This is a genomic window from Cellulomonas avistercoris (assembly GCF_014836445.1).
GTDB classification, from domain to species: domain Bacteria; phylum Actinomycetota; class Actinomycetes; order Actinomycetales; family Cellulomonadaceae; genus Cellulomonas; species Cellulomonas avistercoris.
Genome location: NZ_JACSQV010000009.1, coordinates 1 through 26,143, shown reverse-complemented (window position 1 = coordinate 26,143; position 26,143 = coordinate 1). Strand labels below are relative to the sequence as shown.

Genomic DNA, 26,143 nt, shown 5'->3' with positions numbered 1-26,143 from the left:
GCGATCGTCACAGCCGCGCCCAGGCGTCGGTCAGCACCCCGCGCAGGATCTGCTCGATCTCGTCGAACTGCGCCGGCCCGCACGTGAGCGGCGGTGCGAGCTGCACCACCGGGTCGCCGCGGTCGTCGGCGCGGCAGTACAGGCCGGCCTCGTACAGCGCGGGCGTCAGGAAGCCCCGCAGGAGCCGCTCGGACTCCTCGTCGTCGAACGTCTCGCGCGTCGTGGCGTCCTTGACCAGCTCGATCCCGTAGAAGTAGCCCTCGCCGCGGACGTCGCCGACGATCGGCAGGTCGAGCAGGCGCTCGAGCGTCGAGCGCAGGACGGGCGCGTTCGTGCGCACGTGGTCGAGGACGCCTTCGGACTCGAACAGGTCGAGGTTCGCCATGGCGACCGCCGCGGACACGGGGTGCCCGCCGAAGGTGTAGCCGTGCGCGAAGCTCGTCGTGCCGGTCGCGAACGGCTCGAACACGCGGTCGGACACGAGGCACGCGCCGATGGGGGAGTAGCCCGAGGTCATGCCCTTGGCGCACGTGATCATGTCGGGCACGTAGCCGACGTCGTCGCACGCGAACATCGACCCGATGCGCCCGAAGGCGCAGATCACCTCGTCGGAGACGAGCAGCACGTCGTGCTCGTCGCAGATCTCGCGGACGCGCTCGAAGTACCCCGGCGGGGGAGGGAAGCACCCGCCCGCGTTCTGCACGGGCTCGAGGAACACGGCGGCGACCGTGTCCGGCCCCTCGAACTCGATGGCCTCGCCGATGCGGTCGGCCGCCCAGCGACCGAACGCCTTGGGGTCGTCGCGCAGGTGCTCGGGAGCGCGGTACGCGTTCGTGTTCGGCACCTTGTGCGCGCCGGGGACCAGCGGCTCGAACGGTGCCTTGAGCTCGGGCAGTCCCGTGATCGACAGCGCGCCCTGCGTCGTCCCGTGGTAAGCCACGGCGCGCGAGACCACCTTGTGCTTGCCGGGGCGGCCCCGGAGCCTCCAGTACTGCTTCGCGAGCTTCCAGGCCGTCTCGACGGCCTCGCCGCCGCCCGTCGTGAAGAAGACCCGGTTGAGGTCGCCCGGTGCGTAGGACGCCAGCCGCTCCGCCAGGTCGATCGCCTGCGGGTGGGCGTACGACCAGATCGGGAAGAACGCCAGCTCGCGGGCCTGCGCCGCGGCCGCCAGGGCGAGCTCCTCGCGCCCGTGCCCGAGCTGGACCACGAAGAGCCCCGACAGGCCGTCGATCAGCCGGTGGCCGTCGGCGTCCCAGAGGTGGTGGCCCTCGCCGCGCACGATCGTCGGGACGCCGTGCTCCCAGGCGCTCTGCCGCGTGAAGTGGCCCCACAGGTGGTCACGGGCGGCTGCCTGACGGTCGGTGCCGCGGGGCGTGGTGGTCATCGGGTTCCCCAGTTGTAGAGCTGCTTGTGCAGGCGCAGGTAGACGAACGTCTCGGTGCTGCGGACCCCCGGCAGGACGCGGATCGCGCGGTTGAGGACGCCGAGCAGGTGCTCGTCGTCCTCGCACACGACCTCCACCAGCAGGTCGAACGACCCGGCGGTGACGACGACGTAGTCGACCTCGGGGACCGTGGCGACCAGGTCGGCGAGCTCGCTCAGGTCGCCGTCCGCACGGATGCCGATCATCGCCTGGCGACGGAACCCCACCTGGAGCGGGTCGGTGACGGCGACGATCTGGATGACGCCCGACTCCTGCAGACGCTGCACGCGCTGACGCACCGCCGCCTCCGAGAGCCCCACGGCCTTGCCGATGGTCGCGTAGGGCCGTCGCCCGTCCTCCTGCAGCTGCTCGATGATGCCCTTGGCCGCCGCGTCGAGCGCGACGTTGCTGCGGTCCCGCTGGGTCATGGTGCCGATCGTGACGCGCCGTGGCGTGCCACGGCAAGCGATTCCGCCGGCGGATCCGCCCGCGGCGCACGGATCCGCGGCCACGTGCGCGCGCGGCGACGAATCCGACGATCCGCCCGTGCGCACGTCTTCCGGTCGCGGGGGTCGTCCCGCTAGCGTTCCGGCACCGCACCGGCGCAGGTCGGCGTCCCGCCGCCGGGACGCCAGGAGGGGGGACCGTGGCCGACACCTCGCTGATCGAGCTCGCCAACGTCGTCGACGGCCGGGACGCGCCGACGCGCGAGGGTGCCACGACGGCCGTGGTCGACCCGAGCACCGGGCAGGAGTACGCGCGCGCGCCCCGCAGCGGACCGCAGGACGTCGACGCCGCGTACGCCGCCGCCGACCGTGCCGCGCAGGGCTGGCGACGCACGACGCCCGCGGAGCGCCAGGCCGCGCTGCTGGGCCTGGCCGACCTCGTCGAGGCGCACGCCGACGAGCTCGTCGCGGCCGAGTCGCGCAACACCGGCAAGCCGCTGCACCTCACGGCGACCGACGAGATCCCGCCGTGCGTCGACCAGCTGCGGTTCTTCGCCGGGGCCGCGCGCGTGCTCACCGGGCTGTCGGCCGGCGAGTACCTCGAGGGGCACACGTCGTGGCTGCGCCGTGAGCCCGTCGGCGTCGTCGGGCAGGTCACGCCCTGGAACTACCCGCTGATGATGGCCGTCTGGAAGATCGCCCCCGCGCTCGCGGCAGGCAACACGATCGTGCTCAAGCCGTCCGAGACGACGCCGGTGACGACCGTGCGGCTCGCGCAGCTGGCGACGCAGGTCCTGCCGCCCGGCGTGCTCAACGTCGTGTGCGGCGACCGTGACACCGGCCGTGCGCTGGTCGCGCACCCCCGTCCGGCCATGGTCGCGATCACGGGGTCGGTGCGCGCGGGGACCGAGGTCGCCCGCGCGGCGGCGGACGGTCTCAAGCGCGTGCACCTCGAGCTCGGGGGCAAGGCGCCCGTCGTCGTGTTCGACGACGCCGACGTCGCGGCGGCGGCCGACGGCATCGCGGAGGCCGGGTACTACAACGCGGGGCAGGACTGCACGGCGGCGACGCGCGTCCTGGTGCACGAGCGCGTGCACCGCGACCTCGTCGACGCGCTCGCGGCGGCGGCGGCCGCCCGCCGCACGGGTCCGCCCGACGACCCGGGGGTCGCGTTCGGGCCCGTGAACAACGCTGCTCAGCTCGAGCGCGTCACGGGGTTCCTCGAGCGGCTGCCCGGTCACGCGCGGGTCGTCACCGGGGGGACGCGCCCGGCCGGGCCCGGGTACTTCCTGGAGGCGACGGTCGTCGACGGCCTGCGGCAGGCAGACGAGGCGGTCCAGGACGAGATCTTCGGGCCCGTGGTCACGGTCCAGACGTTCGCGGACGAGGACGAGGCCGTCCGGTTGGCCAACGACGTCAGGTACGGCCTGTCGTCGTCGGTGTGGACCACGGACCACGCGCGCGCGCTGCGGGTGTCGCGCGCCCTCGACGCCGGTGTCGTGTGGATCAACACGCACCTGCCGTTCGTCGCCGAGATGCCGCACGGCGGCTTCAAGCACTCGGGCCACGGCAAGGACCTGTCGCTGTACGGCCTCGAGGAGTACACGCGGATCAAGCACGTGATGTCCGCCTTCGGCACGCAGGCGTGATCCGGACGAAAGGGGGCGTTCCGTTCCGTGGTCGGCACTGTCATCTTGCTGGGTCACGCCCGTAACATGTGCGCGCCGTCACCCTGTCGACGACGTTCTTCGTCGCTGGTGTTCCGTCGCTGCAGACATTTCGTTGCGAGCGGCTGTGCCGGCAACGAATTCCTTGTGCGCGCACCGGCCGGTGCGCGCCGACCCACGCGGGCCGAGCAACGGCCCGCGCGAGAGGAGCCACATGAGCAGCGACCGACGTGCCGTACCGGGTGACCCGCGCGTGCGCGAGCTGGTCCGCCAGGCCCGCGGCATCTCCCGGCGCCGCTTCCTCGCGGGCGCGGCAGGTGCGGCCGGCACGGGTGCGCTGCTCGGCGCGTGCGGGACGGCGGGGCCGACGCAGGCGGGCGAGGGCGGCGGGTCGGGCGGTCCGCTGCGCTGGGCGAACTGGACCGTGTACCTCGACCAGGACGAGGAGGGCACGACCTTCCCGACGCTCGCCGCGTTCGAGGCGGAGTCGGGGATCGACGTCGACTACTCCGAGGACATCGAGGACAACGACTCGTTCTACGGCAAGGTCGCGCGCCAGCTCGAGAGCGGGCAGGACATCGGGTACGACGTGGTCACCCTGACCGACTGGATGACGGCGCGGTGGATCCGCCAGGAGTACGTCGCCGAGCTCGACCGCTCGCGCATCCCCAACGCCGCCAACATCCTGCCCAACCTCGACGGCGTCGACTTCGACGACGGGCGCAGGTTCTCGCTGACGTGGCAGTCCGGGTTCGCCGGCATCGCGTGGGACACGCAGGCGATCCCCGACGGGCTGCGCTCGGTCTCCGACCTGTGGGACCCCCGGTACAAGGGGCGCGTCGAGGTGCTCTCGGAGATGCGCGACACGATCGGGCTCATCATGCTCGAGAACGGCATGGACCCGGCGGCGGGCTGGACCACGGACGACTGGTTCGACGCGCTCGACGTCGTGCAGCGGCACCTCGACGACGGGCAGATCCGTCAGGTGCGCGGCAACTCCTACCTCCAGGACCTCGCCTCGGGTGACGCGGTGGCGTGCTTCGCCTGGTCCGGTGACATCACGTCGCTCAACTACGAGTACGACGGCCGGTTCGCGTTCGCGATCCCCGACGCCGGCGGCATGCTCTGGAGCGACAACCTCATGGTGCCGAAGGCGTCGCGCAACAAGGCCAAGGCGGAGGACCTCTTCGACTACTACTACCGGCCCGAGGTCGCCGCGGAGGTCGCCGCGTGGGTCAACTACATCACCCCCGTGCAGGGCGCCCAGGAGGTCATGGCGCAGACGGACCCGGAGATGGCCGAGAACCCCCTCATCTTCCCGACCGACGAGATCCTGTCCCAGGTCCACGTGTTCCGGACCCTGACCCCCGCCGAGGAGGAGCGCTACAACGGCCAGTTCCTCGCCGCGATCGGCGCGTGAGAGCGTGACCACCGTCGGGACGCGGGCAGCCGCCGTCGAGCCCGGCGCGGCGCCGGCCGACGGGGGTGGCACTGCGCTCGAGCTCAGGTCGGTCACCAAGCGCTTCGGCGACGTCGTGGCGGTCGACGAGCTGTCGCTGGCGGTGCCGTCCGGCACGTTCTTCGCGCTGCTGGGCCCGTCGGGCTGCGGCAAGACGACGACGCTGCGCATGGTCGCCGGGCTGGAGCGGCCGTCGGCGGGCACCGTGTGCCTCGCGGGACGTGACGTCACCGGCGCGCCGGCGCACCGGCGGCCCGTCAACACGGTGTTCCAGTCGTACGCGCTGTTCCCCCACCTCAGCGTGCTGGAGAACGTCGCGTTCGGCCTGCGCCGGCGCCGCGCGCGCGACGTGCGCGCGCGTGCGCTGGAGGCGCTCGAGCTCGTCGAGCTCGCGCACCTCGCGCAGCGGCGGCCCTCCCAGCTGTCGGGCGGCCAGCAGCAGCGGGTCGCGCTGGCACGTGCGGTGGTCAACCGCCCCGCGCTGCTGCTCCTGGACGAGCCGCTGGGAGCGCTCGACCTCCGGCTGCGCCGCCAGATGCAGGTGGAGCTCAAGGCGATCCAGGCCGAGGTCGGCATCACGTTCGTCCACGTCACCCACGACCAGGAGGAGGCCATGACGATGGCCGACACGGTCGCGGTCATGAACCACGGCCGGATCGAGCAGCTGGGCGGTCCGGCGGACCTGTACGAGCACCCGCGGACCGCGTTCGTGGCCAACTTCCTCGGGCAGTCCAACCTGGTGCGCGGCACGGTCGTCGAGACGCTCGACGGGGGCAGGACCCTCGGCGTGGACGTCGGCGGCGCGCGCGTGCGGGTCCCCGCGCACCGCAGCGTGCCGGGCGCCCGGCACGTGCTGGTGGGGGTGCGTCCGGAGAAGGTGCGGCTGGTCGCCGCGGGCGACGACGCCCGCGGCGGTGACAACGAGCTCGGTCCCGGCACGGTCGTGGACACGTCGTTCGCGGGGGTGAGCACGCAGTACCAGGTGCGGGTCGAGGGGCTCGGCACGTTCGGCGTCTTCGCGCAGAACCTCGGCGGCGGGTCCGTCCACGCGCCCGGCAGCGTCGTCCGGCTCGCCTGGGACGTGCCGCACACCTTCGCGCTCGACGGTCACCAGGAGGTCGGTGCGGGGACCCTCGGGCCGGGCGACGAGCCGTGAGCGTCGTCGCGGCGCTCGGGGGGCCGGAGCAGGCGGGCACCGAAGCGGCGTCGCCGCAGGCGGCCGGTGCGGGGCGCGGGGCGCGCCGGCTGCTCGCGCCCGGCGTGCTGTACCTCGTGGTCTTCTTCGTCCTGCCGGTGGGCGTGCTGCTCGCGACGTCGTTCTACGCGCGCGTGCCGGGCGGTGAGCTGGGCGAGTACACGCCCGCGCTGCGCTGGCAGAACTACCCCGAGGCCCTCGCGCAGTTCGCGCCGCAGCTCGCGCGCTCGTTCGGGTTCGCGGCCGTCGCGACGGTGGCGGCGCTGCTCGTGGGCTACCCCATGGCCTACGTCATCGCCGTGCGGGCCCGGGGGCGGCCCGGCCTGCAGGGTCTGCTGGTCGTGCTCGTCGTGGCACCGTTCTTCACGAGCTTCATCCTGCGGACCGTCGCGTGGAAGCAGATCCTGGCGGACCAGGGGGAGGTGGTGGGCGCGCTGCGCTGGCTGCACGTCCTGCCGCCCGACGGCCGACTGTCGGCGGCGCCCGCGGCCGTGGTCATCGGCCTGACGTACTCGTTCCTGCCGTTCATGGTGCTGCCGCTGTTCGCGTCCCTCGAGCGGCTCGACCCGCGGCTGCTGGAGGCGGGCACGGACCTGTACGCGACGCCCCTGACGACCTTCCGCACCGTGACGCTGCCGCTGTCGGCGCCCGGCGTCGTGGCCGGGACCCTGCTGACGTTCATCCCCGCGGTGGGGGACTACGTCAACTCCTCGCTGCTCGGCAACAACACCACGACGACGATGATCGGGCAGGTGATCGACCAGCGGTTCTTCCGCACCGTCGACTACCCGACCGCGGCCGTGCTCTCGGTCGTGCTCATGGTCGCCATCCTGACCCTGGTGTCGCTGTACGTGCGGCGCGCGGGCACCGAGGAGCTCGTGTGAGCCGGGTGCGTCCCGGCGCGGCCGTCGTGCCGGCGTTCGCGGCGCTCGGCTTCGTCTTCCTGCTCGTGCCGATCGCCTACACCGTCCTGTTCTCGTTCAACGACGGCGGCAAGACCAACCTCGTGTGGCGCGGCTTCACGCTCGACGCGTGGCGCAACCCCTGCGGCGCGCCGCGCGTGTGCTCGGCGCTCGTCGGGTCGCTCCAGGTCGGCCTCCTGGCGACCCTGGTCGCCACGGCGCTGGGCACGCTGCTCGCCGTCGCGCTCGTGCGCGCCCGGTTCCGCGGCCGCGGGGCCGTGAACCTGCTGGTCCTGCTGCCGATGACCACGCCCGAGGTCGTCCTCGGCGCGGCGCTGGTGTCGCAGTTCCTGTCCCTGCGGGTGCCGCTCGGCTTCGGCACCGTGGTGGTCGCGCACGTGATGTTCTGCCTCAGCTTCGTCGTCGTCGCCGTCAAGGCGCGCGTGGCGACGCTGGACCCCGCGCTCGAGCAGGCGGCGGCCGACCTGTACGCGAGCCCGTGGCAGACGTTCTGGCGCGTGACGTTCCCGCTGCTGCTGCCGGGCATCGGTGCCGCGGCGCTGCTGGCGTTCAGCCTGAGCTTCGACGACTTCATCGTCACGAACTTCACCTCCGGCGGATTCGAGACGTTCCCCAAGTTCGTCTACGTGTCCGCGACCCGCGGCATCCCGCCGCAGGCCAACGTGATCAGCTCGGCGATGTTCGTCCTCGCGCTGCTCGTCGTGGTGCTCGTCCGGGTCGCGTCGCGGGCCCGTCGGCGGCGCTGAGCACTGCGCCGGCCGGGGGACGCCGGTGCGGTCGCGGCGCCCGCCGGGGCGGATGATGGGAGGGCGCGGACGTACCCTGTCCGCGGATCAGGGGGCCGTCCGGCCCTGCGGGAGGTGGTGTCGTGGAGACGCTCGTCGGGGTGCTCGTCTTCGTCGTGGTCCTGCTCGGGTCGATCGCGCTGCACGAGGTCGGCCACATGGTGCCGGCCAAGCGGTTCGGCGTGCGCGTGAGCCAGTACATGGTCGGGTTCGGCCCGACCCTCTGGTCGCGCACCCGGGGGGAGACCGAGTACGGGATCAAGGCGCTGCCGCTCGGCGGGTACGTGCGCCTCATCGGCATGTACCCCACCGACGAGGCCGTCGGGGCGGGTCGACCGCGCGGGTGGTGGCAGCGACTGGCCGCCGACGCGCGCGCGGCCAGTGCCGAGGAGATCCGGCCGGGGGAGGACCACCGCGCGTTCTACCGGCTGTCCACGCCGAAGAAGCTCGTCGTCATGCTCGGCGGCCCCGTGATGAACCTGGTCATCGCCGTGGTGCTGCTGATCGTCGCGTACGTCGGGATCGGCGTGCCGGTCGCGGGCACGACCGTCGCGAGCGTCTCGGAGTGCATCGTGGCCGTCGACGCGCCGGCCGGCACCACGTGCGGCGCCGACGACCCGGCGGCACCCGCCGCGGCCGCCGGCCTGCGCCCCGGCGACCGTCTCGTCTCCTACGACGGCGTCGAGGTGACGTCGTGGCCGCAGGTCAGCGGCATGATCCGCGAGAGCGGCGACCGCACCGTGCCGCTCGTCGTCGAGCGCGACGGCCGGCAGGTCGAGCTCGCGGTGACACCCGTGGTGGCCGAGCGGCCCGTGACCGACGCCGACGGCATGGCCGTCACCGACGACGCGGGCGAGGTCCTCACGCGTGAGGTCGGCTTCCTCGGGGTCGGCCCGGCGATGGAGATCCAGCGGCAGTCCGTCGGCAAGGCGGTCTCGATCGCGGCGTCCGCGACGTGGCAGACCGCCAAGGTCGTCATCACCCTGCCGGCGCGGGTGGCCGACCTGGTGTCCACGACGGTCTCGGGTGGTGAGCGGGACCAGACCTCGATCGTCGGGCCCGTGGGCGTCGGGCGCTTCGCCGGCGAGATCGCGTCGATGGAGGGCGAGACCGTCGGCGTGCGTGCGGCCGGCCTGCTCTCGACGCTCGCGATGCTCAACCTCGCGCTCTTCGTCTTCAACCTGCTGCCGCTGCCGCCGCTGGACGGCGGCCACGTCGTGACGGCCCTGTGGGAGGGGGCACGTCGTCAGCTCGCGCGCGTGCGGGGGATGGCGCGGCCCCGACCTGCCGACTCGGCGCTGCTGGTGCCCCTCGCGTACACGGTGTTCGTCGTGCTCGGCGGGGTCGGGCTGCTGCTGGTGTACGTCGACATCGTCGACCCCGTCCGGATCGGCTGACGACGGCCGCGGACGCGCTCGCGCGTGGACGTCCGGTGACGGCTCGGTGCGCATGTGACCGGCGGGCGCCCGACCCGCCGTGCGCACGGCGCCGGGGTGGGATGATGGGACGGTGAGCACCCCGATCAGCCTCGGCATGCCGCAGGCGCCCGCCCCTGTGCTGGCCCCGCGGCGTGCGTCCCGCAAGATCCGTGTCGGCAAGGTCGAGGTGGGCGGCGACGCCCCCGTCTCGGTGCAGTCGATGACGACCACGCCGACGACCGACATCAACCGGACGCTCCAGCAGATCGCCGAGCTGACGGCCTCCGGGTGCGACATCGTGCGCGTCGCGGTGCCGAGCCAGGACGACGCCGAGGCGCTGCCCACGATCGCGCGCAAGTCGCAGATCCCCGTCATCGCCGACATCCACTTCCAGCCGAAGTACGTCTTCGCGGCCATCGACGCCGGCTGCGCCGCGGTCCGCGTGAACCCCGGCAACATCCGCAAGTTCGACGACCAGGTGCGGGAGATCGCACGCGCCGCCACCGACGCGGGCGTCTCCATCCGGATCGGCGTCAACGCCGGGTCGCTCGACCCGCGGCTCCTCGCCAAGTACGGCAAGGCCACGCCGGAGGCGCTCGTCGAGTCCGCCGTGTGGGAGGCGTCGCTGTTCGAGGAGCACGGCTTCCGTGACTTCAAGATCAGCGTCAAGCACAACGACCCCGTCGTCATGGTCCGGGCGTACGAGCTGCTCGCCGAGCGCGGCGACTGGCCCCTGCACCTCGGCGTGACCGAGGCGGGCCCGGCGTTCCAGGGCACGATCAAGTCCGCGACGGCGTTCGGCGCGCTGCTGAGCAAGGGCATCGGCGACACGATCCGGGTGTCCCTGTCCGCACCTCCCGTCGAGGAGGTGAAGGTCGGCATCCAGATCCTGCAGGCGCTCAACCTGCGGCCCCGCAAGCTCGAGATCGTGTCGTGCCCCTCCTGCGGACGCGCCCAGGTGGACGTGTACACGCTCGCGGAGAAGGTGACCGCCGGGCTCGAGGGCATGGAGGTGCCGCTGCGCGTCGCCGTCATGGGGTGCGTCGTCAACGGCCCCGGTGAGGCCCGCGAGGCCGACCTCGGCGTGGCGTCCGGCAACGGCAAGGGGCAGATCTTCGTCAAGGGCGAGGTCATCAAGACCGTGCCCGAGTCGATGATCGTCGAGACGCTCATCGAGGAGGCCATGCGGCTCGCCGAGACCATGGACCCCGTCGAGGCGGGTCAGGGCGCTCCCGTCGTCAGCGTCGGCTGAGCCGAGCGTGACGTGGACGGCAGGTGACCCCGTCCGTGCGACAGGGCGGTGTGACGTGGGGCACAATCAGCCCATGGTGATGCCGCCGGCGACGCTGTCCGGGCGCACCGGCGCGGTCGTGCTCGGCGACGCCGACGTCCCGGCGGCCCTCGCCGTCTGCGCGACCGACGCCGTCGGCTCGGTGCTCGCCGCGAGCCGGCTGGAGCAGGCGGCCTCGGGCGGCGTGCGTCGCGCGGGCGGCGAGCTGTGGGGGTACGCCGAGGACGACGTCCTGCTGGCCGTCTGCTGGGTCGGCGCCAACCTCGTGCCCGTGGTCGGCGGGCTCGACGCGGACGTGACGTCCCGCGCGCTGTCCGCCTTCGCGGAGCTGGGCCGCACCCGTGGCCGCAGGTGCTCGTCGATCGTGGGACCGGCCGACGCCGTGCTCGGGCTGTGGTCACGGCTGCGTGGCGCCTGGCCCGTCGAGCGCGAGGTGCGCTCGCACCAGCCGTCGATGGTGCTGGACACCGACCCGCTGGTGACGCCGGACCCGCGCGTGCGCAGGTCGCGGCCCGACGAGTACGACCTCGTCCTGCCGGCGTGCGTCCGGATGTTCACCGAGGAGGTCGGGTACTCCCCGGCGAGCGGTCCCGGCGGGCCCTACGAGCTGCGCGTGCGTCGGCTCGTCGAGGACGGACGCTCGTTCGTGCTCGTCGACCGCGTCGGCGGCCTGCGCCGGCCCCGCGTCGTGTTCAAGGCCGAGGTGCCCGCCGTCGCGGGCGGCGTGGCCCAGGTCCAGGGCGTGTGGGTGGACCCGGAACGGCGAGGCGAGCGGCTCTCGGAGAGCGGCATGGCGGCCGTGGCGCAGGCGACGCGCGCCGAGATCGCCCCGGTCGTCTCGCTCTACGTCAACGGGTACAACACGCGGGCCGTACGTGCCTACGAGGCCGTCGGGTTCCGGGAGGTCGGCGCGTACGCGACCGTCCTGTTCTGAGCCGGCTCGACCAGCACCTCCCGGCCGGCGGGCCGGCCGTGAACGCGTCGCTCAGCGCAGCAGGCGTGACATGCGCCGGTCGGCCAGCGGCTTGCCGCCCGTCTGGCACGTGGGGCAGTACTGCAGCGAGGAGTCGGCGAACGACACCTCGTGCACGGTGTCCCCGCAGGGGGTGCCGTCCCATCCCGGGCACGGCTCCCCGGTGCGCCCGTGCACCCGCATGCCGCGTCGCTTGGCGTCCTTGAGCTCGGCGGCGGGCCGGCCCCCGGCCGTGGCCACGGCCTCGGTGAGCACGTCCCTGATGGCGGCGTGCAGCGTGCGGGTGCGGGCCTCGTCGTACGACCGCGTCGGTGCGAACGGGCTGGTCCGGGCGACGAGCAGGATCTCGTCGGAGTACGCGTTGCCGATGCCCGCGATCGTCCCCTGGTCGCGCAGCAGGCCCTTGACCTGCTGGTTGCGCGCGGCGAGCAGCTCGCCCAGGCGCTCCGGGGTGAAGGCGTCCGAGAGCGGCTCGACGCCCAGCGAGGCGATGGGCGGGACGTCGGTGGGGTCGGCCACGACGTGGACCGCGAGCCGCTTGCGCGTCCCCGCCTCCGTGAGGTCGAGGCCCGCACCGTCGTCGAAGCCGACCCGCAGCGCGATGGGCGACTTCCCGGGCCGGGCCGGGCGCTCCGGGAGGGTGTCGTACCAGCGCACCCAGCCGGCGCGGGACAGGTGCCACACGAGGTGCAGCGTGCCGTCCGCGGGGGAGTCGACCACCATGTCGAGCCACTTGCCGTGCCGCGTCACGTCCGTCACGGTGCCGCCGCGCAGCGCGGCGGGCGGAGGTCGGAACGTCTTGAGCGCGCTGATCGCGGCGACCTCGACGCGGGTCACCGTGCGACCGACCGTCCGCCCGCGCAGGAACTGCGCGAGCGCCTCGACCTCGGGCAGCTCCGGCACGTCCGCATCCTCGCACCGAAGGCCCACGGGCGACAGGCGGGGAGGCGACGCGTGTCGGGGCGGGGCGCCGGGCGCACTAGGCTCGTCGCATGCTCCTGCGCATGTCCACGCTGTTCGTCCGCACCCTGCGCGAGGACCCCGCCGACGCCGAGGTCGCCAGCCACCGGCTGCTCGTGCGCGCGGGGTACATCCGTCGCGCCGCTCCCGGCATCTACACCTGGCTGCCGCTCGGCCTGCGCGTCCTGGCGAAGGTCGAGCAGGTCGTGCGCGAGGAGATGGCGTCGATCGGTGCGCAGGAGGTGCACTTCCCGGCGCTGCTCCCCAAGGAGCCGTACGAGGCCACCGGCCGCTGGGCCGAGTACGGCCCCAACATCTTCCGCCTCAAGGACCGCAAGGGCGGGGACTACCTCCTGGCGCCCACGCACGAGGAGATGTTCACGCTGCTGGTCAAGGACCTGTACTCGTCGTACAAGGACCTGCCCGTCGCGCTGTACCAGATCCAGACCAAGTACCGCGACGAGGCGCGGCCGCGCGCCGGTCTCATCCGTGGACGCGAGTTCGTCATGAAGGACGCCTACTCGTTCGACCTCGACGACGAGGGCCTGCAGGCGTCGTACGAGGCGCAGCGTGCCGCGTACCAGCGGATCTTCGACCGGCTCGGGCTCGAGCACGTGATCGTGGCCGCCACGTCCGGCGCCATGGGGGGCTCGCGGTCGGAGGAGTTCCTGGCCCCGACGCCGATCGGCGAGGACACCTTCGTGCGCTCGCCGGGCGGGTACGCCGCGAACGTCGAGGCGGTCACGACCGTCGTCCCGGACGCGCTGGACTGGACCGACGCTCCCGAGGCCCACGTCGAGGACACGCCCGACACGCCCACGATCGACTCCCTCGTCGCGCTGGCCAACGAGCGCGTGCCGCGCACGGACCGCGCGTGGACGGCCGCCGACACGCTCAAGAACGTCGTGCTCGCCCTCGTGCAGCCGACGGGCGAGCGCGAGCTCGTCGTGGTCGGCCTGCCCGGCGACCGCGAGGTGGACCTCAAGCGTCTCGAGGCGGCCGTCGCGCCGGCGGAGGTCGAGGCCGCGGGTGACGCCGACTTCGCGGCGCACCCCGAGCTCGTGCGCGGGTACATCGGGCCCGGGGTGCTCGGCCCCAACGTGCCCGTCGCCGACGGCGCCGAGCGCACCGCGGTGCGGTACCTGCTCGACCCGCGCGTGGTGCCCGGCACGCGCTGGATCACCGGTGCGAACGAGGCGGGGCGTCACGTGTTCGACCTCGTGGCGGGACGCGACTTCACGGCGGACGGGACGGTCGAGGCCGCGGAGGTGCGTGCGGGGGACCCCGCGCCCGACGGCTCCGGGCCGCTCGAGCTCGCGCGGGGCATCGAGATCGGCCACATCTTCCAGCTCGGCCGCAAGTACGCGCAGGCGCTCGGCCTGACGGTGCTCGACCGCAACGGCAAGGCGCAGGTCGTCACCATGGGCTCCTACGGCATCGGGGTCACCCGCGTGCTCGCGGTGCTCGCCGAGGCCAACCACGACGACCGCGGGCTGGCGTGGCCCGCCCAGGTCGCGCCGGCGCACGTCCAGGTCGTCGCGGCGGGCAAGGACGCGGCGGTCTTCGAGGCGGCCGAGGCGCTGGCCACCACGCTCTCGGCGCGCGGCGTCGAGGTGATCTACGACGACCGTCCCAAGGCGTCGCCGGGCGTGAAGTTCGCGGACGCCGAGCTGCTCGGGGTCCCGCTCGTCGTGGTCGTGGGTCGCGGGCTCGCCGACGGGCTCGTCGAGGTGCGTCCGCGCGTCGGCGGCCAGCCCGAGCAGGTGCCGGTGGCCACGGCGGCCGACCGCGTCGCCGAGCTCGTCGACGAGCTGGTCGCGGGCTGACCCGACCGTCCGGGTCGGCCCCGGTCGGCGCGAGCAGGCAGGCTCAGCGGACCGGGGCCGTCCCGAGCTCCGGCATCCCGGGGAACGGGACGGCGGCGGCACCCCACGCGACGGCGGCGGCCGTCGCGGCCCGCAGCGACGCCACCGCGTCGAGACGGTCGCCGGCTGCCGCCTGGGCGACGGCGGCCGCGCTGGCGTCGGCCACCGACTGCTCGAGCGTCCGGGGCAGCGCCTCCAGGACCGTCGGGTCGTCGAGGCCCGCCGGCAGGGCGTAGGCGGCGCGTCGCGGGTCGGCCGGCCGGCCGACGACGCCGGCGGCGTGTGCCCAGGCGTCCGACGCGGTGCGGTGCCGCGCTGCGGCCTCGAGCATCGTCGTGCGCGTCGCGTCGCTGCTGCGCGCCGCCAGGACCGTGAAGGTCCATGCGGCCTCGTCGTGCGCGAGCGCCAGCGCGGCCGCGGCGGGTGACCCCGCTGTCGGGTCGGCGTCGTCCGCCGGGCTCGCCTCGACCGTCGGTGTCGAGGCGCCCGCGCTCGGGACGGCGTCGCCCGACGCGTCGTCGGACGGCGCCGCGTCCGCCCCGGGCGCGGGCCGCGGGAGGTCCGCGACCGCCGCGAGACGGTCGGCGAGCGCGTCCCGCGCGACCGCGACCGAGGCGACGAGCCGGGCCAGGTCGGGGTCCGGCACGGCGTCGGCGTCCTGGGTCGCGCGCGCCGCGTCGTCCACGAGCTCGGCGAGCAGTCCGGTGACGTCGGTCACCACCGGAGCGCCCGTCGTGGGCGTCGGTGCGGGCGTCGGGTCGGGCAGACCGGAGTCGTACACCCCCCCGAGCTCCTCGGCGTGCCGCGCCGAGAACGCCGCCACGTCGTCGAGGACCACGCGCACCGGCTCGTCCACCCCGGACGCCACGACCGCCGTCGCGGCGTCGGCGAGCCCGAGCGCGTCGTCGACCGTACGGCCCCGGACCTGCTCGATCGCGTCCGGCGACGGCTCGACGGGGGGCGGCGTCTCGAGGCGCACGCCGCACCCCGCCAGCACGAGCGCGCCGCCGACGAGCACCGCGACGGCGCGTGGCAGCCGCGCAGCCGGTCGCGGGGGACGGGGGCGCCAGGACGAGGAGCGGTGACGGAGCATCGGGCGCGATCCTGCCACGACCGTCCCCGGGCGCCGCGCACGTCGGACGCAGGTGCCGGGAGTCGTTACGCTGGTGGGACAACGTCACAGGGTCGCCGCCTGCGCCCCATCGTGCAGGAGAGTCGACAGGAGGCCAGGTCATGGGCGCGCCAGCTACCGCACCACGGGTGCGGGAGGTCGTGGAAGCCGCCGTGACGGGTGCCGGTCTCCTGCTCGACGGTCTCGAGGTCGCCGGGAGCGGTCGCAGCACCGTCGTGCGCGTCACCGTCGACCTCGGTGAGGACGACCACGGGACGCTCGACCTGGACCGTGTCGGTGACGTCACACGAGCAGTGTCGGACGCGCTGGACGCGGCCGACGTGCTGCCGAGCGCCTACACGCTGGAGGTGGGCAGCCCCGGTGCGGAGCGCCCGCTGACCGCCGCGCGGCACTGGCGGCGGGCACGAGGACGCACGGTCGTGGTGCGGCGGGTCGACGGCGGTGCCCTGACGGGCCGCCTGGAGCGGGTGGGCGACGGCGACGCGCCGGACCTGGTCGTGGTGCCGGTCACCGCACCGGGCAAGGGCCGTCGACCGGTCGAGGGTGAGCCGGTGACGTTGGCGTGGGACGACGTGCGGGACGCACGTGTGCAGGTGGACCTCGCCGCGGTACGCGACGACGAGGCCGACGACGCCGGCCCCCGGGACGGGGCAGGGAGGGGCTGACGTGGACATCGACATGCAGGCGCTGCGACTCATCGAGCGCGAGCGGGAGATCAGCCTCGACGTGCTGGTCGAGGCCATCGAGCAGGCGCTGCTCTCCGCCTACCACCGGACGCCCGGTGCGCAGGCGCGCGCCCGGGTCGAGCTGGACCGCCGCACGGGTCACGTGACGGTGTGGGCGCGCGACCCCGCTCCCGAGCCGGTGGCCCCCGAGAGCGCCGGGCCGGACGAGGCGCAGGACGACGAGGCGTCGCAGGACGGGCCGACGGCCCCGGACGGGTCGGACGCCCCGGCGGTGGCGGCCGCGCCGCCGGCGCCCGCGCCCGAGATGCCGGAGTACGACGACACCCCGGACGGCTTCGGTCGTATCGCGACCGCGACCGCGCGGCAGGTCATCGTGCAGCGGCTGCGCGACGCCGAGGACGACCAGGTGCTCGGTGCGTTCCGCAGCAAGGCGGGGGAGGTGCTCGGCGGGGTCATCCAGCAGGGGCGCGACCCGCGCACGGTGCTGGTGGACGTCGGCGGGGTCGAGGCGGTGCTGCCCGCGCACGAGCAGGTGCCCGGCGAGCGCTACGTGCACGGCGAGCGGTTGCGGGCGTTCGTGCTCGACGTCGCGCGCGGTCAGCGCGGCCCCCAGATCACGCTGTCGCGCACGCACCCGAACCTCGTGCGCAAGCTGTTCGCGCTCGAGGTGCCCGAGATCGCCGACGGGACGGTGGACATCACCGCCATGGCCCGTGAGGCGGGGCACCGCACCAAGATGGCCGTGCGGGCCAACGTCGCGGGCGTCAACGCCAAGGGCGCGTGCATCGGCCCCATGGGCGGACGCGTGCGCGCCGTGATGGCCGAGCTGCACGGCGAGAAGATCGACATCGTCGACCACTCCGACGACCCGGCCGAGATGATCGCCCACGCACTGTCGCCCGCCCGGGTGCTCGACGTGACGATCGTGGACCCGGTCGCCCGGGCCGCCCGGGTCGTCGTGCCGGACTACCAGCTGTCGCTCGCCATCGGCAAGGAGGGGCAGAACGCCCGCCTCGCCGCCAAGCTCACGGGCTGGCGCATCGACATCCGCTCGGACGCCGAGACGGGCGCGGGCACGGCCTCCGCAGCCCCGACGCGCGGCGCCGCCGAGGCCGGTCCGGAGGCGTCCGGTCACGTCCGGTGACTCGGCACGGTAGACTCACCGAGGCTGGGCCGGCTGCCCGGCTCTCCTCGCCGAGCAGGCGGAACCCCGATCCCGCGCCTCCGGTGCTCGAACCGGGTCCCGTCCGCACGTGCGTGGGGTGCCGTGCGACCGGCCTCAGGTCGGCCTTGCTGAGGGTGGTGCTGTCGGACGTCGGTGCGGGTGAGACCGCACTCGTCGTGGACGAGCGCCGCCGGATGCCGGGCCGGGGTGCGTGGCTGCACCCCGACCAGCGTTGCCTCGAGCTCGCCGTACGACGGCGGGCGTTCGGACGGGCGCTGCGGCACACGGGCCCCCTGGGGACCGAGGTCGTGGAGCGCGCCGTGACGCGGCTCGCCGCGCAGGTCCAGCCACAGCACAGCACCACGGTGCCGGAGCCGACTCCGGTACCGACCGTCGACAGGGAAAGCGGGTTGGAAGCCGATGGCGACCCGATGAGCACGCACCGATGAGTACCCAGCGATGAGTACCCAGCACTAACGACGGTCCGACCCTGTCCAGGGCGGACCAGGACAGGAGAGATGTGGCCAAGGTCCGCGTCTACGAGCTCGCGAAGGAGCTCGGGGTCGACAGCAAGACCATCATGACCAAGCTCAACGAGCTCGGAGAGTTCGTCCGCTCGGCGTCATCGACGATCGAGCCCCCCGTCGTGCGCAAGCTGCGCGACACCTATCCCGTCGGCGGTTCCGGCAGCAGCCGGCCCGCCGCGCCTGCGCGCCCCGCCGCACCGAAGGCGCCGGCACCGTCCGGTGCCCCGGCAGCGACGCGGCCCGCCGCGCCCGCCCCGGGTGCTCCGGCTCGCGCTGCCGCGCCGCAGGCTCCGGCCCCGCAGGCTCCGGCCCCGCAGGTCGCCGCACCGCAGGCCCCGGCACCGCAGGCGCCCGCGCCCCAGGCACCGGCAGCCCCGGCGCCCCAGGCTCCGGCCGCGCAGGCCCCGGCACCGCAGGCTCCGGCTCCCGCCGGGCGTCCCGCGCCCGCTGCTCCGGCCGCCCGTCCCGGCGCCCCGCGTCCGCCCCAGGCCGGTGGCCAGGGTGGCGGCGGTGCCCGTCCGGGTGCGCCGCGTCCCGCGGCACGTCCGGGCAACAACCCGTTCGCGCCCGCACAGGGCATGCCCCGTCAGGGCGAGCGCCCCGGCGGGTCGCGTTCCGGTGGTCCGCGTCCGGGCAACAACCCGTTCGCGCCGTCCCAGGGCATGCCCCGCCCGGGTGACCGTCGCCCCGCCGAGAGCGCCCCCGCAGCAGCGGCCGGTGCCGCTGCCGGTGCAGGCGAGCGTCCCGGTGGGCCGCGTCCCGGTGGGCCGCGTCCCGGTGGGCCGCGCCCCAACCCGGGCATGATGCCCGGTCGTACGCAGAGCGGTGTCGGTCGTCCCGGCGAGCGTCCGGCTCCGGCCGGTCGTGGCGGCGGCGCAGGTCGTGGCGGCTACGCCGGCGGCGGTGCCGGTCGTCCCGGTGGCGGTACCGGTCCCGGTGCGGGTGGCGGCGGCTTCGCCGGTCGTCCCGGCGGTGGCGGTCGTCCCGGCGGCGCCGGTCGCGGCTCCACGCAGGGTGCGTTCGGTCGCGCCGGTGGTCGGCCCGTCCGCGGACGGAAGTCGAAGCGCGCCAAGCGCCAGGAGTTCGAGCAGATGCAGGCGCCGTCGCTGGGCGGCGTGTCCGTCCCGCGCGGCAACGGCAAGACGGTCGTCCGCCTGCGTCACGGCTCGTCGCTCAACGACTTCGCGGACAAGATCGACGCGAACCCCGCGTCGCTCGTGACGGTGCTGTTCCACCTCGGTGAGATGGCGACGGCGACGCAGTCGCTCGACGAGGACACGTTCGGCACGCTCGCGACCGAGCTCGGCTACATCATCGAGATGGTCTCGGCCGAGGAGGAGGACCGCGAGCTGCTCGGGGCCTTCGACATCGACCTCGACGCCGAGCTCGAGGCGGAGGGCGACGACGACCTCGTCGCGCGTCCGCCCGTCGTCACCGTCATGGGTCACGTCGACCACGGCAAGACCAAGCTCCTCGACGCCATCCGCTCCACGGACGTCGTCGCGGGCGAGGCCGGTGGCATCACCCAGCACATCGGTGCGTACCAGGTCCGCACCGAGCACGAGGGTGTCGACCGGGCGATCACGTTCATCGACACCCCGGGCCACGAGGCGTTCACCGCCATGCGTGCCCGTGGTGCCCAGGTCACCGACATCGCGATCCTCGTGGTCGCGGCGGACGACGGCGTGATGCCCCAGACGATCGAGGCGCTCAACCACGCGCAGTCGGCCAACGTGCCGATCGTCGTCGCGGTCAACAAGGTGGACAAGGAGGGGGCCAACCCCGACAAGATCCGCCAGCAGCTCACCGAGTACAACCTCGTGGCCGAGGAGTACGGCGGCGACACGATGTTCGTCGACGTCTCCGCCAAGCAGCGCATGGGGATCGACGAGCTGCTCGAGGCGGTCCTGCTCACCGCGGACGCCGCCCTCGACATGCGTGCCAACCCGGACAAGGACGCGCGCGGTGTCGCGATCGAGGCCAACCTCGACAAGGGCCGCGGTGCCGTCGCGACGGTGCTGGTCCAGTCCGGCACGCTGCACGTCGGTGACGCGATCGTCGCGGGCACGGCCCACGGCCGCGTGCGCGCCATGCTCGACGAGCACGGCGAGACCGTGACCGAGGCCGGCCCGGCACGTCCGGTGCAGGTCCTCGGGCTGTCCTCGGTGCCCCGCGCCGGCGACACGTTCCTGGTCGCGCCCGACGAGCGCACCGCTCGGCAGATCGCCGAGAAGCGCGAGGCGGCCGAGCGTGCCGCCCTCCTGGCCAAGCGTCGCAAGCGCATCAGCCTCGAGGACTTCACGCAGGCGCTGCAGCAGGGCAAGGTCGAGACGCTCAACCTCGTCCTCAAGGGCGACGTGTCGGGTGCCGTCGAGGCGCTCGAGGACGCGCTGCTCAAGATCGACGTCGGCGACGAGGTCGACCTGCGCGTCATCCACCGCGGTGTCGGTGCGATCACGCAGAACGACGTCAACCTGGCGACCGTGGACAACGCGATCATCATCGGCTTCAACGTGAAGCTGGCGCCGCGTGTCGAGGAGCTGGCCGACCGCGAGGGCGTCGACGTGCGCTTCTACTCGGTCATCTACCAGGCGATCGACGACGTCGAGGCGGCCCTCAAGGGCATGCTCAAGCCGGAGTACGAGGAGGTGCAGCTCGGTTCCGCCGAGGTGCGCGAGGTCTTCCGCTCCTCCAAGTTCGGCAACATCGCCGGGTCGATCGTGCGCTCGGGCGAGATCCGCAGGAACACCAAGGCGCGCGTGCTCCGCAAGGGCAAGCTCGTCGCGGACAACCTCACGATCGAGTCCCTCAAGCGGTTCAAGGACGACGCGACCGAGGTCCGCGAGGGCTTCGAGTGCGGCATCGGCCTCGGGTCGTACAACGACCTCCAGGTCGAGGACGTCATCGAGACGTTCGAGATGCGGGAGAAGCCGCGGAAGTGAGTTCCGTTGCCCGGGGGTGAGCCGATCGGCTCGCTCCCGGGCGGCCTCGGGGAGCGGTGCGACGGGCCCACGGCCCGACGCGCCGCTCCCTGCGGCCACCCCCGTCAGTCGTCAGACCCTCGCGCCCCCGGTGGGTGCAGGGCTGGAAGGAAGGCAGGACCATGGCCGACTCAGGGCGGGCCCGGAAGCTGGCGGAGCGGGTCCAGCAGGTCGTCGCGCAGATGATCGACACGAAGGTGAAGGACCCGCGGCTGGGGTTCGTCACCGTGACGGACGTGCGCGTCACCGGTGACCTGCAGCACGCGGACGTGTACTACACGGTGCTCGGCGACGCGGAGTCGCGGGAGGGGTCCGCCAAGGCGCTCGAGAGCGCCAAGGGGCTGATCCGGTCCGAGGTCGGCAAGCAGACGGGCATCCGCCTGACGCCGACGCTCGCGTTCCACCTCGACGCCGTGCCGGAGACCGCCGCGCACCTCGAGGACGCGCTCTCCGAGGCGGCGCGCCGCGACGCCGAGGTGGCGCGCCTGGCGTCGGGCGCCCGGTACGCCGGCGAGGCCGACCCGTACCGCCGGCCCGACGAGGACGACACCGAGGACTGAGCCCGGCGTCTGCACGTGCGGCACCGGACGTGACGGGGCCCCCGTACCGCGACGCAGCTCGCTGCACGGGGGCCTCGTCGTCCCCGGACACCGGGTGGCGCCGCGGTGCCCGCGCGTCCCGGCTGGCGCCGGTGACCTGCGGATCCGTTGATAGCCTGCCGACCATGTCGACCGCACGCCCGCACGCCCGCACGACGCCACGGCCCCACCCGTGACGGCGGCACGCGCCGAGCGTGGCCGTGCGCCGGCGGGACCGCGGCGTCCGACCGCCGACGACGGCGTCCTGGTCGTCGACAAGCCCGCCGGCTGGACGAGCCACGACGTCGTCGCACGCGTGCGACGCCTGGCGTCGACCCGCAAGGTCGGGCACGCGGGGACGCTCGACCCGATGGCGACGGGCGTCCTGGTGGTCGGCATCGGCCGTGCCACCCGCCTGCTGACGTACGTGACGGGCGCGGACAAGGACTACGCCGCCACCGTGCGGCTCGGCGTCACCACCACGACCGACGACGCCGAGGGCGAGGTCGTCGCACGTGCCGACGTGGCGCACGTGACGCGTGCGGACCTGGACGTGCAGGTGGCGGCGCTGACGGGCGACCTGCGGCAGGTCCCGAGCTCGGTCTCGGCGATCAAGGTCGACGGTCAGCGCGCCTACGCGCTCGTGCGCGCCGGCGAGGAGGTCGAGCTCGCCGCACGGCCGGTGCACGTCGCGCGGTTCGCCGTCCTGGACGTGCGCGCCGCGCAGGACGACGGCGCAGCGGTCCTCGACGTGGACGTCGAGGTGACCTGCTCGTCGGGGACGTACGTCCGCGCCCTCGCGCGCGACCTCGGGACCGCGCTGGGCGTCGGCGGGCACCTGACGGCCCTGCGACGCTCACGGGTCGGGGGGTTCGGGCTCGCGCAGGCGCGCACGCTCGACGAGCTCGCGGCGACCCCCGAGGACGAGGCCGTCGCGGTGCTCCCGCTGGCCGACGCCGCGCGGGCGGTGCTCCCGGCCCGCGAACTCACCGAGCCCGAGGCCCGCGCGCTGTCCTACGGCCAGGGCATCGACCCGGCCGACGAGCCCGCAGGGCCCGTCGCCGCGCTCGGTCCGGACGGCGCGCTCGTCGCGATCGTCGAGCGGCGCGGCCCGCGCATGCGCCCGGCGGTGGTGTTCGCTCCCGCGTGAGCCCTGGTCACGGCGATACGAAACGATTCGACGGACCACCGGCTCCCCGGCGGTCTTCCGGTTCGTCCGCTTCGCACCTACCCTGACGCTCGCACGACGAGCGTGCCCGGGACGCCGAGGTCCTGGGAGCGCTCCCTACACACGGGGAGACGACGTGGTTTCTCGAAGGACGCGTCGCGCACTGCGCGCGGCGACAGCGATCACCAGCGCGGGCGTGCTCGCGGCGGTCGGGCTGCTGCCTGCCGTCGCGGTCGGCGACGGCTTCGACGACGGACCCGGCGCGTGGATCGCGTACGGGACCGACGGCGACATCGACACGAGCAGCGGTGCGCTGTGCGTCGACGTCCCCGCCGGCTCCGCCCAGTACGGCGTCGGCGTCGTCCTCAACGGCGTGGCCGTCGAGGAGGGCGCGACCTACACGTTCGCGTACACGGCGAGCGCGACGACGGACGTGACGATCCGCGCGCTCGTGGGCCAGAACGGCGCCCCCTACGGGACCGTGCTGGACACGACGCCCGCGCTGACGTCGCAGGCCACGACGGTCGAGGAGACCTTCACCGCCACCGCGTCGTACCCCGCGACCGCGACGGACGAGTCGCCGGAGGGCCAGATCGCCTTCCAGCTCGGCGGGTTCACCGACGAGGCGTGGACGTTCTGCCTCGACGACGTCTCCCTGAGCAGCGAGAGCGAGCTCCTGCCGCACACGTCGTTCGCCGAAGGCCTGGGCCCGTGGGGCCTGTACGGCACCGGTGACCCGACCTTCGCCGACGGCGAGATGTGCGTCGAGGTGCCCGGCGGCAACGCCAACCCGTGGGACGCCGGTCTGTCCTTCACCGGTCTGCCGATCGAGGAGGGCCAGAACTACGTCCTGACCCTGACCGGCCGCACCGACCCGGCGACGCCCGTGCGCGTGATCGTCGGTGAGGGTGGCGGCGACTACCGCATGGTCCTCGAGCAGTCGGCGGCGCCGCTGGGCGTCGAGCAGACGACGCTGTCGTACCCGTTCACCGCGGGGCTCGCCTTCCCCGCGGACGGTGACGCGCCCGGCCAGGTCGCGATCCACCTCGGCAAGTCCGCCGCGTACACGTTCTGCCTCTCGGAGGTCTCGTTGACCACGTCCGCCACGCCGCCGCCGCCGTACGAGCCGGACACCGGCCCGCGGGTGCGCGTCAACCAGGTGGGCTACCTGCCGCTCGGCCCCAAGCGCGCGACGCTGGTGACCGACGCGACGGCGGCCGTGCCGTGGCAGCTGCTCGACGCCGACGGTGACGAGCTCGCGCAGGGCGAGACGGAGTTCGTCGGGGCCGACGCGTCGTCCGGCCAGGACGTGCACGTCATCGACTTCTCGGACGTCGAGGACACCGGCACGGGCCTCACGCTCGTCGCCGACGGCGAGACGAGCCACCCGTTCGCCATCGCCGAGGACCTGTACGGCCAGCTCCGCTACGACGCGCTCAACTACTTCTATCTCGCGCGCTCGGGCATCGACATCGAGGCCTCGATCGTCGGCGAGGAGTACGCACGCGAGGCGGGCCACGTGGGGGTCGCGCCCAACCAGGGCGACACCGACGTGCCGTGCATCGGGCCGCGCGACTACTACGACGGCTGGACCTGCGACTACACGCTGGACGTCAGCGGAGGCTGGTACGACGCGGGTGACCACGGCAAGTACGTCGTCAACGGCGGCATCGCCGTCGCGCAGCTGCTCTCGACGTACGAGCGCACGCTGACGACTGCCGGTGCCGACGCCGGGGCGCTCGACGACGGGACGCTGGACCTCCCCGAGCACGGCAACGGCGTGCCCGACGTCCTCGACGAGGCGCGCTGGGAGCTGGAGTGGATGCGCAAGATGGTGGCGCCGTCCGGCGAGTACGCCGGCATGGTCCACCACAAGATCCACGACGAGGGGTGGACGGGTCTGCCGCTCGCACCGGCCGACGACCCGCAGGTGCGCTCGCTGCACCGTCCGTCGACCGCGGCGACGCTCAACGTCGCGGCCGTCGCCGCGCAGGGGGCCCGCCTCTTCGCCGACTACGACGAGGAGTTCGCGGCGACCCTGCTGGCGACCGCGCGCAGCACGTACGAGGCCGCGCTCGCGCACCCCGACGTGTACGCACCGGCGGCCGCGGGCAGCGACGGCGGTGGTCCCTACGACGACGCCGACGTCACGGACGAGTTCTACTGGGCCGCGGCGGAGCTGTACGTCACGACCGGTGAGGACCGGTACGCGGCGGACGTCGCCGCCAGCCCGCACCACACGGGTGACGTGTTCGGTCCCGGCGGGTTCCACTGGGGCGGCACGGCAGCCCTCGGGCGCCTGACGCTCGCGACGGTGCCGAACGCGCTGCCGGACCGCGACGCCGTGCGTGCGTCCGTCGTCGCCGGTGCCGACGCGTACCTGGCGGCACAGGCGGAGCAGCCATGGGGGTCGGTCTACTCCCCGTCGGGCGGCTACGACTGGGGCTCCAACTCCTCGGTGACGAACATCCTCGTGGTGGTCGCCACGGCGTACGACCTCACGGGTGACGAGCGGTACCTGCGCGGCACCCTCGAGGGTCTGGACTACCTGTTCGGGCGCAACGCGCTCAACCAGTCCTACGTGACCGGGTGGGGCACGGTGTCGTCGCACAACCAGCACTCGCGCTGGTTCGCGGCACAGCTCGACCCGTCGCTGCCGCACCCCCCGCCGGGCTCGCTCGCGGGCGGGCCGAACTCGATGCGCGGCACGTGGGACCCGACCATGCAGGCCACGCTGGCGGACGGCTGCGCGCCGGCCATGTGCTACCTCGACGAGATCAGCTCGTGGGCGTCCAACGAGATCACCATCAACTGGAACTCGTCGCTGTCGTGGGTCGCGTCGTTCGCGGCCGACCAGAAGGACGGCGCGCCGGCGTCGGTCGCCCCCGTGGTGACCACCCAGCCCGTCGACGCGACGGTCGCGCTCGGCGCGACCGCCACGTTCACGGCCGCGGCGTCGGGTTCGCCGGCACCGCAGGTGCAGTGGCAGGTGCGGGACGGTGCGACGTGGCGCGACGTGCCCGGCGCGACGGCGACGACGCTCGAGGTCGTCGGCAGCGCGGCGAAGGCCGGTGCGCAGTACCGGGCGGTGTTCACCAACGCCTCCGGGTCGGTGACGACCGCCACGGCGCGGCTGCTCGTCGCCCAGCAGGCGCCGGTGGTCGTCAAGCACCCGGTCGACACGTCGGGGCGGATGGGCACGTTCGTGACCTTCTCCGCGGCGGCGTCGGGCTACCCGACGCCGACGGTGAGCTGGCAGGTGCGCTGGGGCTCGGGCAAGTGGATCACCGTGCCGTTCGCCCGCAGCACGACGCTGCGCGTCCTGGTGACGCCGCTCGCCCACGGCACGCAGTACCGCGCGGTCTTCGCGAACCCCGGCGGGAAGGTGGCGACCGACGGCGCGCGCCTGACCCCGCGCTCGGGGAGCTGACGCACCGCCCGCCCCCGGGGCGGGGGGGCCCGGGGGCGGGCGGGGGTCCTCAGAGGCCGAGGTCGTCGGCC

20 protein-coding genes are annotated in these 26,143 nt (G+C 74.0%); 16 read left to right on the top strand and 4 right to left on the bottom strand.

Annotated elements, in window-relative coordinates:
- Positions 1 to 7: 7 nt before the first annotated feature.
- Both H9657_RS11385 and H9657_RS11380 read right to left on the bottom strand, forming a co-directional pair.
- Positions 8 to 1,384: an aspartate aminotransferase family protein gene (locus H9657_RS11385; protein ID WP_191783469.1), complete on the bottom strand. Its 1,377-nt coding sequence runs from the start codon at positions 1,382 to 1,384 to the stop codon at positions 8 to 10.
- A complete protein-coding gene (locus tag H9657_RS11380) occupies positions 1,381 to 1,851 on the bottom strand; it encodes an Lrp/AsnC family transcriptional regulator (RefSeq protein ID WP_191783467.1) in 471 nt (156 codons plus the stop codon). The genes H9657_RS11385 and H9657_RS11380 overlap by 4 nt, the downstream gene beginning before the upstream one ends.
- A 218-nt stretch (positions 1,852 to 2,069) precedes the next feature.
- Between H9657_RS11380 and H9657_RS11375 the strand changes: the two genes are divergently transcribed.
- The 8 genes from H9657_RS11375 (at position 2,070) to H9657_RS11340 (ending at position 11,541) form a co-directional block, all read left to right on the top strand.
- The gene (locus tag H9657_RS11375; protein WP_318241449.1) at positions 2,070 to 3,518 is read left to right on the top strand and encodes a gamma-aminobutyraldehyde dehydrogenase; all 1,449 of its coding nucleotides are present in this window, start codon (positions 2,070 to 2,072) and stop codon (positions 3,516 to 3,518) included.
- Between the two features lie 232 nt (positions 3,519 to 3,750).
- Positions 3,751 to 4,956 (top strand): polyamine ABC transporter substrate-binding protein, encoded by a 1,206-nt coding sequence (locus H9657_RS11370; protein ID WP_191783465.1) that lies wholly within the window; start codon positions 3,751 to 3,753, stop codon positions 4,954 to 4,956.
- Positions 4,957 to 4,960: 4 nt separating this feature from the next.
- Positions 4,961 to 6,151 (top strand): ABC transporter ATP-binding protein, encoded by a 1,191-nt coding sequence (locus H9657_RS11365; protein ID WP_191783463.1) that lies wholly within the window; start codon positions 4,961 to 4,963, stop codon positions 6,149 to 6,151.
- Positions 6,148 to 7,074, top strand: coding sequence for an ABC transporter permease (locus H9657_RS11360; RefSeq protein ID WP_191783461.1), 927 nt, complete (start codon positions 6,148 to 6,150; stop codon positions 7,072 to 7,074). The genes H9657_RS11365 and H9657_RS11360 overlap by 4 nt, the downstream gene beginning before the upstream one ends.
- Positions 7,071 to 7,859 (top strand): ABC transporter permease, encoded by a 789-nt coding sequence (locus H9657_RS11355; protein WP_318241448.1) that lies wholly within the window; start codon positions 7,071 to 7,073, stop codon positions 7,857 to 7,859. Before H9657_RS11360 ends, H9657_RS11355 begins: the two co-directional genes overlap by 4 nt.
- Before the next feature lie 122 nt (positions 7,860 to 7,981).
- The gene (locus H9657_RS11350) at positions 7,982 to 9,295 is read left to right on the top strand and encodes a M50 family metallopeptidase (RefSeq protein ID WP_191783459.1); all 1,314 of its coding nucleotides are present in this window, start codon (positions 7,982 to 7,984) and stop codon (positions 9,293 to 9,295) included.
- 136 nt (positions 9,296 to 9,431) lie between these two features.
- A complete protein-coding gene (gene ispG / locus H9657_RS11345; protein ID WP_191783673.1) occupies positions 9,432 to 10,568 on the top strand; it encodes a flavodoxin-dependent (E)-4-hydroxy-3-methylbut-2-enyl-diphosphate synthase in 1,137 nt (378 codons plus the stop codon).
- 73 nt (positions 10,569 to 10,641) lie between these two features.
- Positions 10,642 to 11,541: a GNAT family N-acetyltransferase gene (locus tag H9657_RS11340; RefSeq protein ID WP_191783457.1), complete on the top strand. Its 900-nt coding sequence runs from the start codon at positions 10,642 to 10,644 to the stop codon at positions 11,539 to 11,541.
- Positions 11,542 to 11,592: 51 nt separating this feature from the next.
- Here the strand turns inward: H9657_RS11340 and H9657_RS11335 are convergent, their stop codons facing one another.
- Positions 11,593 to 12,483, bottom strand: coding sequence for an Fpg/Nei family DNA glycosylase (locus H9657_RS11335; RefSeq protein WP_191783455.1), 891 nt, complete (start codon positions 12,481 to 12,483; stop codon positions 11,593 to 11,595).
- Positions 12,484 to 12,572: 89 nt separating this feature from the next.
- On the opposite strand from H9657_RS11335, the gene H9657_RS11330 reads away from it, so the two are divergent.
- On the top strand, positions 12,573 to 14,366 hold the full coding sequence (locus H9657_RS11330) for a proline--tRNA ligase (protein WP_191783453.1): 1,794 nt from the start codon (positions 12,573 to 12,575) through the stop codon (positions 14,364 to 14,366).
- 43 nt (positions 14,367 to 14,409) lie between these two features.
- Here the strand turns inward: H9657_RS11330 and H9657_RS11325 are convergent, their stop codons facing one another.
- Positions 14,410 to 15,498 (bottom strand): DUF4439 domain-containing protein, encoded by a 1,089-nt coding sequence (locus H9657_RS11325; RefSeq protein ID WP_191783451.1) that lies wholly within the window; start codon positions 15,496 to 15,498, stop codon positions 14,410 to 14,412.
- A 191-nt stretch (positions 15,499 to 15,689) separates the two neighbouring features.
- Here H9657_RS11325 and H9657_RS11320 point away from each other — a divergent pair, with 191 nt between their 5' ends.
- The 7 genes from H9657_RS11320 to H9657_RS11290 all read left to right on the top strand — a co-directional run bounded on the left by H9657_RS11320 (position 15,690) and on the right by H9657_RS11290 (position 26,072).
- Positions 15,690 to 16,202 (top strand): ribosome maturation factor RimP, encoded by a 513-nt coding sequence (locus H9657_RS11320; protein ID WP_318241447.1) that lies wholly within the window; start codon positions 15,690 to 15,692, stop codon positions 16,200 to 16,202.
- Between the two features lies 1 nt (position 16,203).
- Entirely contained in the window at positions 16,204 to 17,367 is a 1,164-nt protein-coding gene (nusA, locus tag H9657_RS11315) for a transcription termination factor NusA (RefSeq protein ID WP_191783447.1), read from the top strand.
- Positions 17,364 to 17,837 (top strand): YlxR family protein, encoded by a 474-nt coding sequence (locus tag H9657_RS11310; RefSeq protein ID WP_318241446.1) that lies wholly within the window; start codon positions 17,364 to 17,366, stop codon positions 17,835 to 17,837. The genes nusA and H9657_RS11310 overlap by 4 nt, the downstream gene beginning before the upstream one ends.
- Before the next feature lie 71 nt (positions 17,838 to 17,908).
- Entirely contained in the window at positions 17,909 to 20,857 is a 2,949-nt protein-coding gene (gene infB / locus H9657_RS11305) for a translation initiation factor IF-2 (protein WP_191783443.1), read from the top strand.
- A gap of 161 nt (positions 20,858 to 21,018) precedes the next feature.
- A complete protein-coding gene (gene rbfA, locus H9657_RS11300) occupies positions 21,019 to 21,456 on the top strand; it encodes a 30S ribosome-binding factor RbfA (protein WP_191783441.1) in 438 nt (145 codons plus the stop codon).
- 211 nt (positions 21,457 to 21,667) lie between these two features.
- Positions 21,668 to 22,624 (top strand): tRNA pseudouridine(55) synthase TruB, encoded by a 957-nt coding sequence (truB, locus tag H9657_RS11295; RefSeq protein ID WP_191783439.1) that lies wholly within the window; start codon positions 21,668 to 21,670, stop codon positions 22,622 to 22,624.
- Positions 22,625 to 22,778: 154 nt separating this feature from the next.
- A complete protein-coding gene (locus tag H9657_RS11290) occupies positions 22,779 to 26,072 on the top strand; it encodes a glycoside hydrolase family 9 protein (protein WP_191783437.1) in 3,294 nt (1,097 codons plus the stop codon).
- Positions 26,073 to 26,143: the final 71 nt, after the last annotated feature.

Bases quoted from the DNA above. Each gene is read 5' to 3' on its own strand.
- H9657_RS11380 (WP_191783467.1), bottom strand. From the start codon at position 1,851: ATGACCCAGCGGGACCGCAGCAACGTCGCGCTCGACGCGGCGGCCAAG.
- rbfA (WP_191783441.1), top strand. From the start codon at position 21,019: ATGGCCGACTCAGGGCGGGCCCGGAAGCTGGCGGAGCGGGTCCAGCAG.
- ispG (WP_191783673.1), top strand. From the start codon at position 9,432: ATGCCGCAGGCGCCCGCCCCTGTGCTGGCCCCGCGGCGTGCGTCCCGC.
- H9657_RS11330 (WP_191783453.1), top strand. From the start codon at position 12,573: ATGCTCCTGCGCATGTCCACGCTGTTCGTCCGCACCCTGCGCGAGGAC.
- H9657_RS11370 (WP_191783465.1), top strand. From the start codon at position 3,751: ATGAGCAGCGACCGACGTGCCGTACCGGGTGACCCGCGCGTGCGCGAG.
- H9657_RS11385 (WP_191783469.1), bottom strand. From the start codon at position 1,384: ATGACCACCACGCCCCGCGGCACCGACCGTCAGGCAGCCGCCCGTGAC.
- H9657_RS11340 (WP_191783457.1), top strand. From the start codon at position 10,642: ATGGTGATGCCGCCGGCGACGCTGTCCGGGCGCACCGGCGCGGTCGTG.
- H9657_RS11325 (WP_191783451.1), bottom strand. From the start codon at position 15,498: ATGCTCCGTCACCGCTCCTCGTCCTGGCGCCCCCGTCCCCCGCGACCG.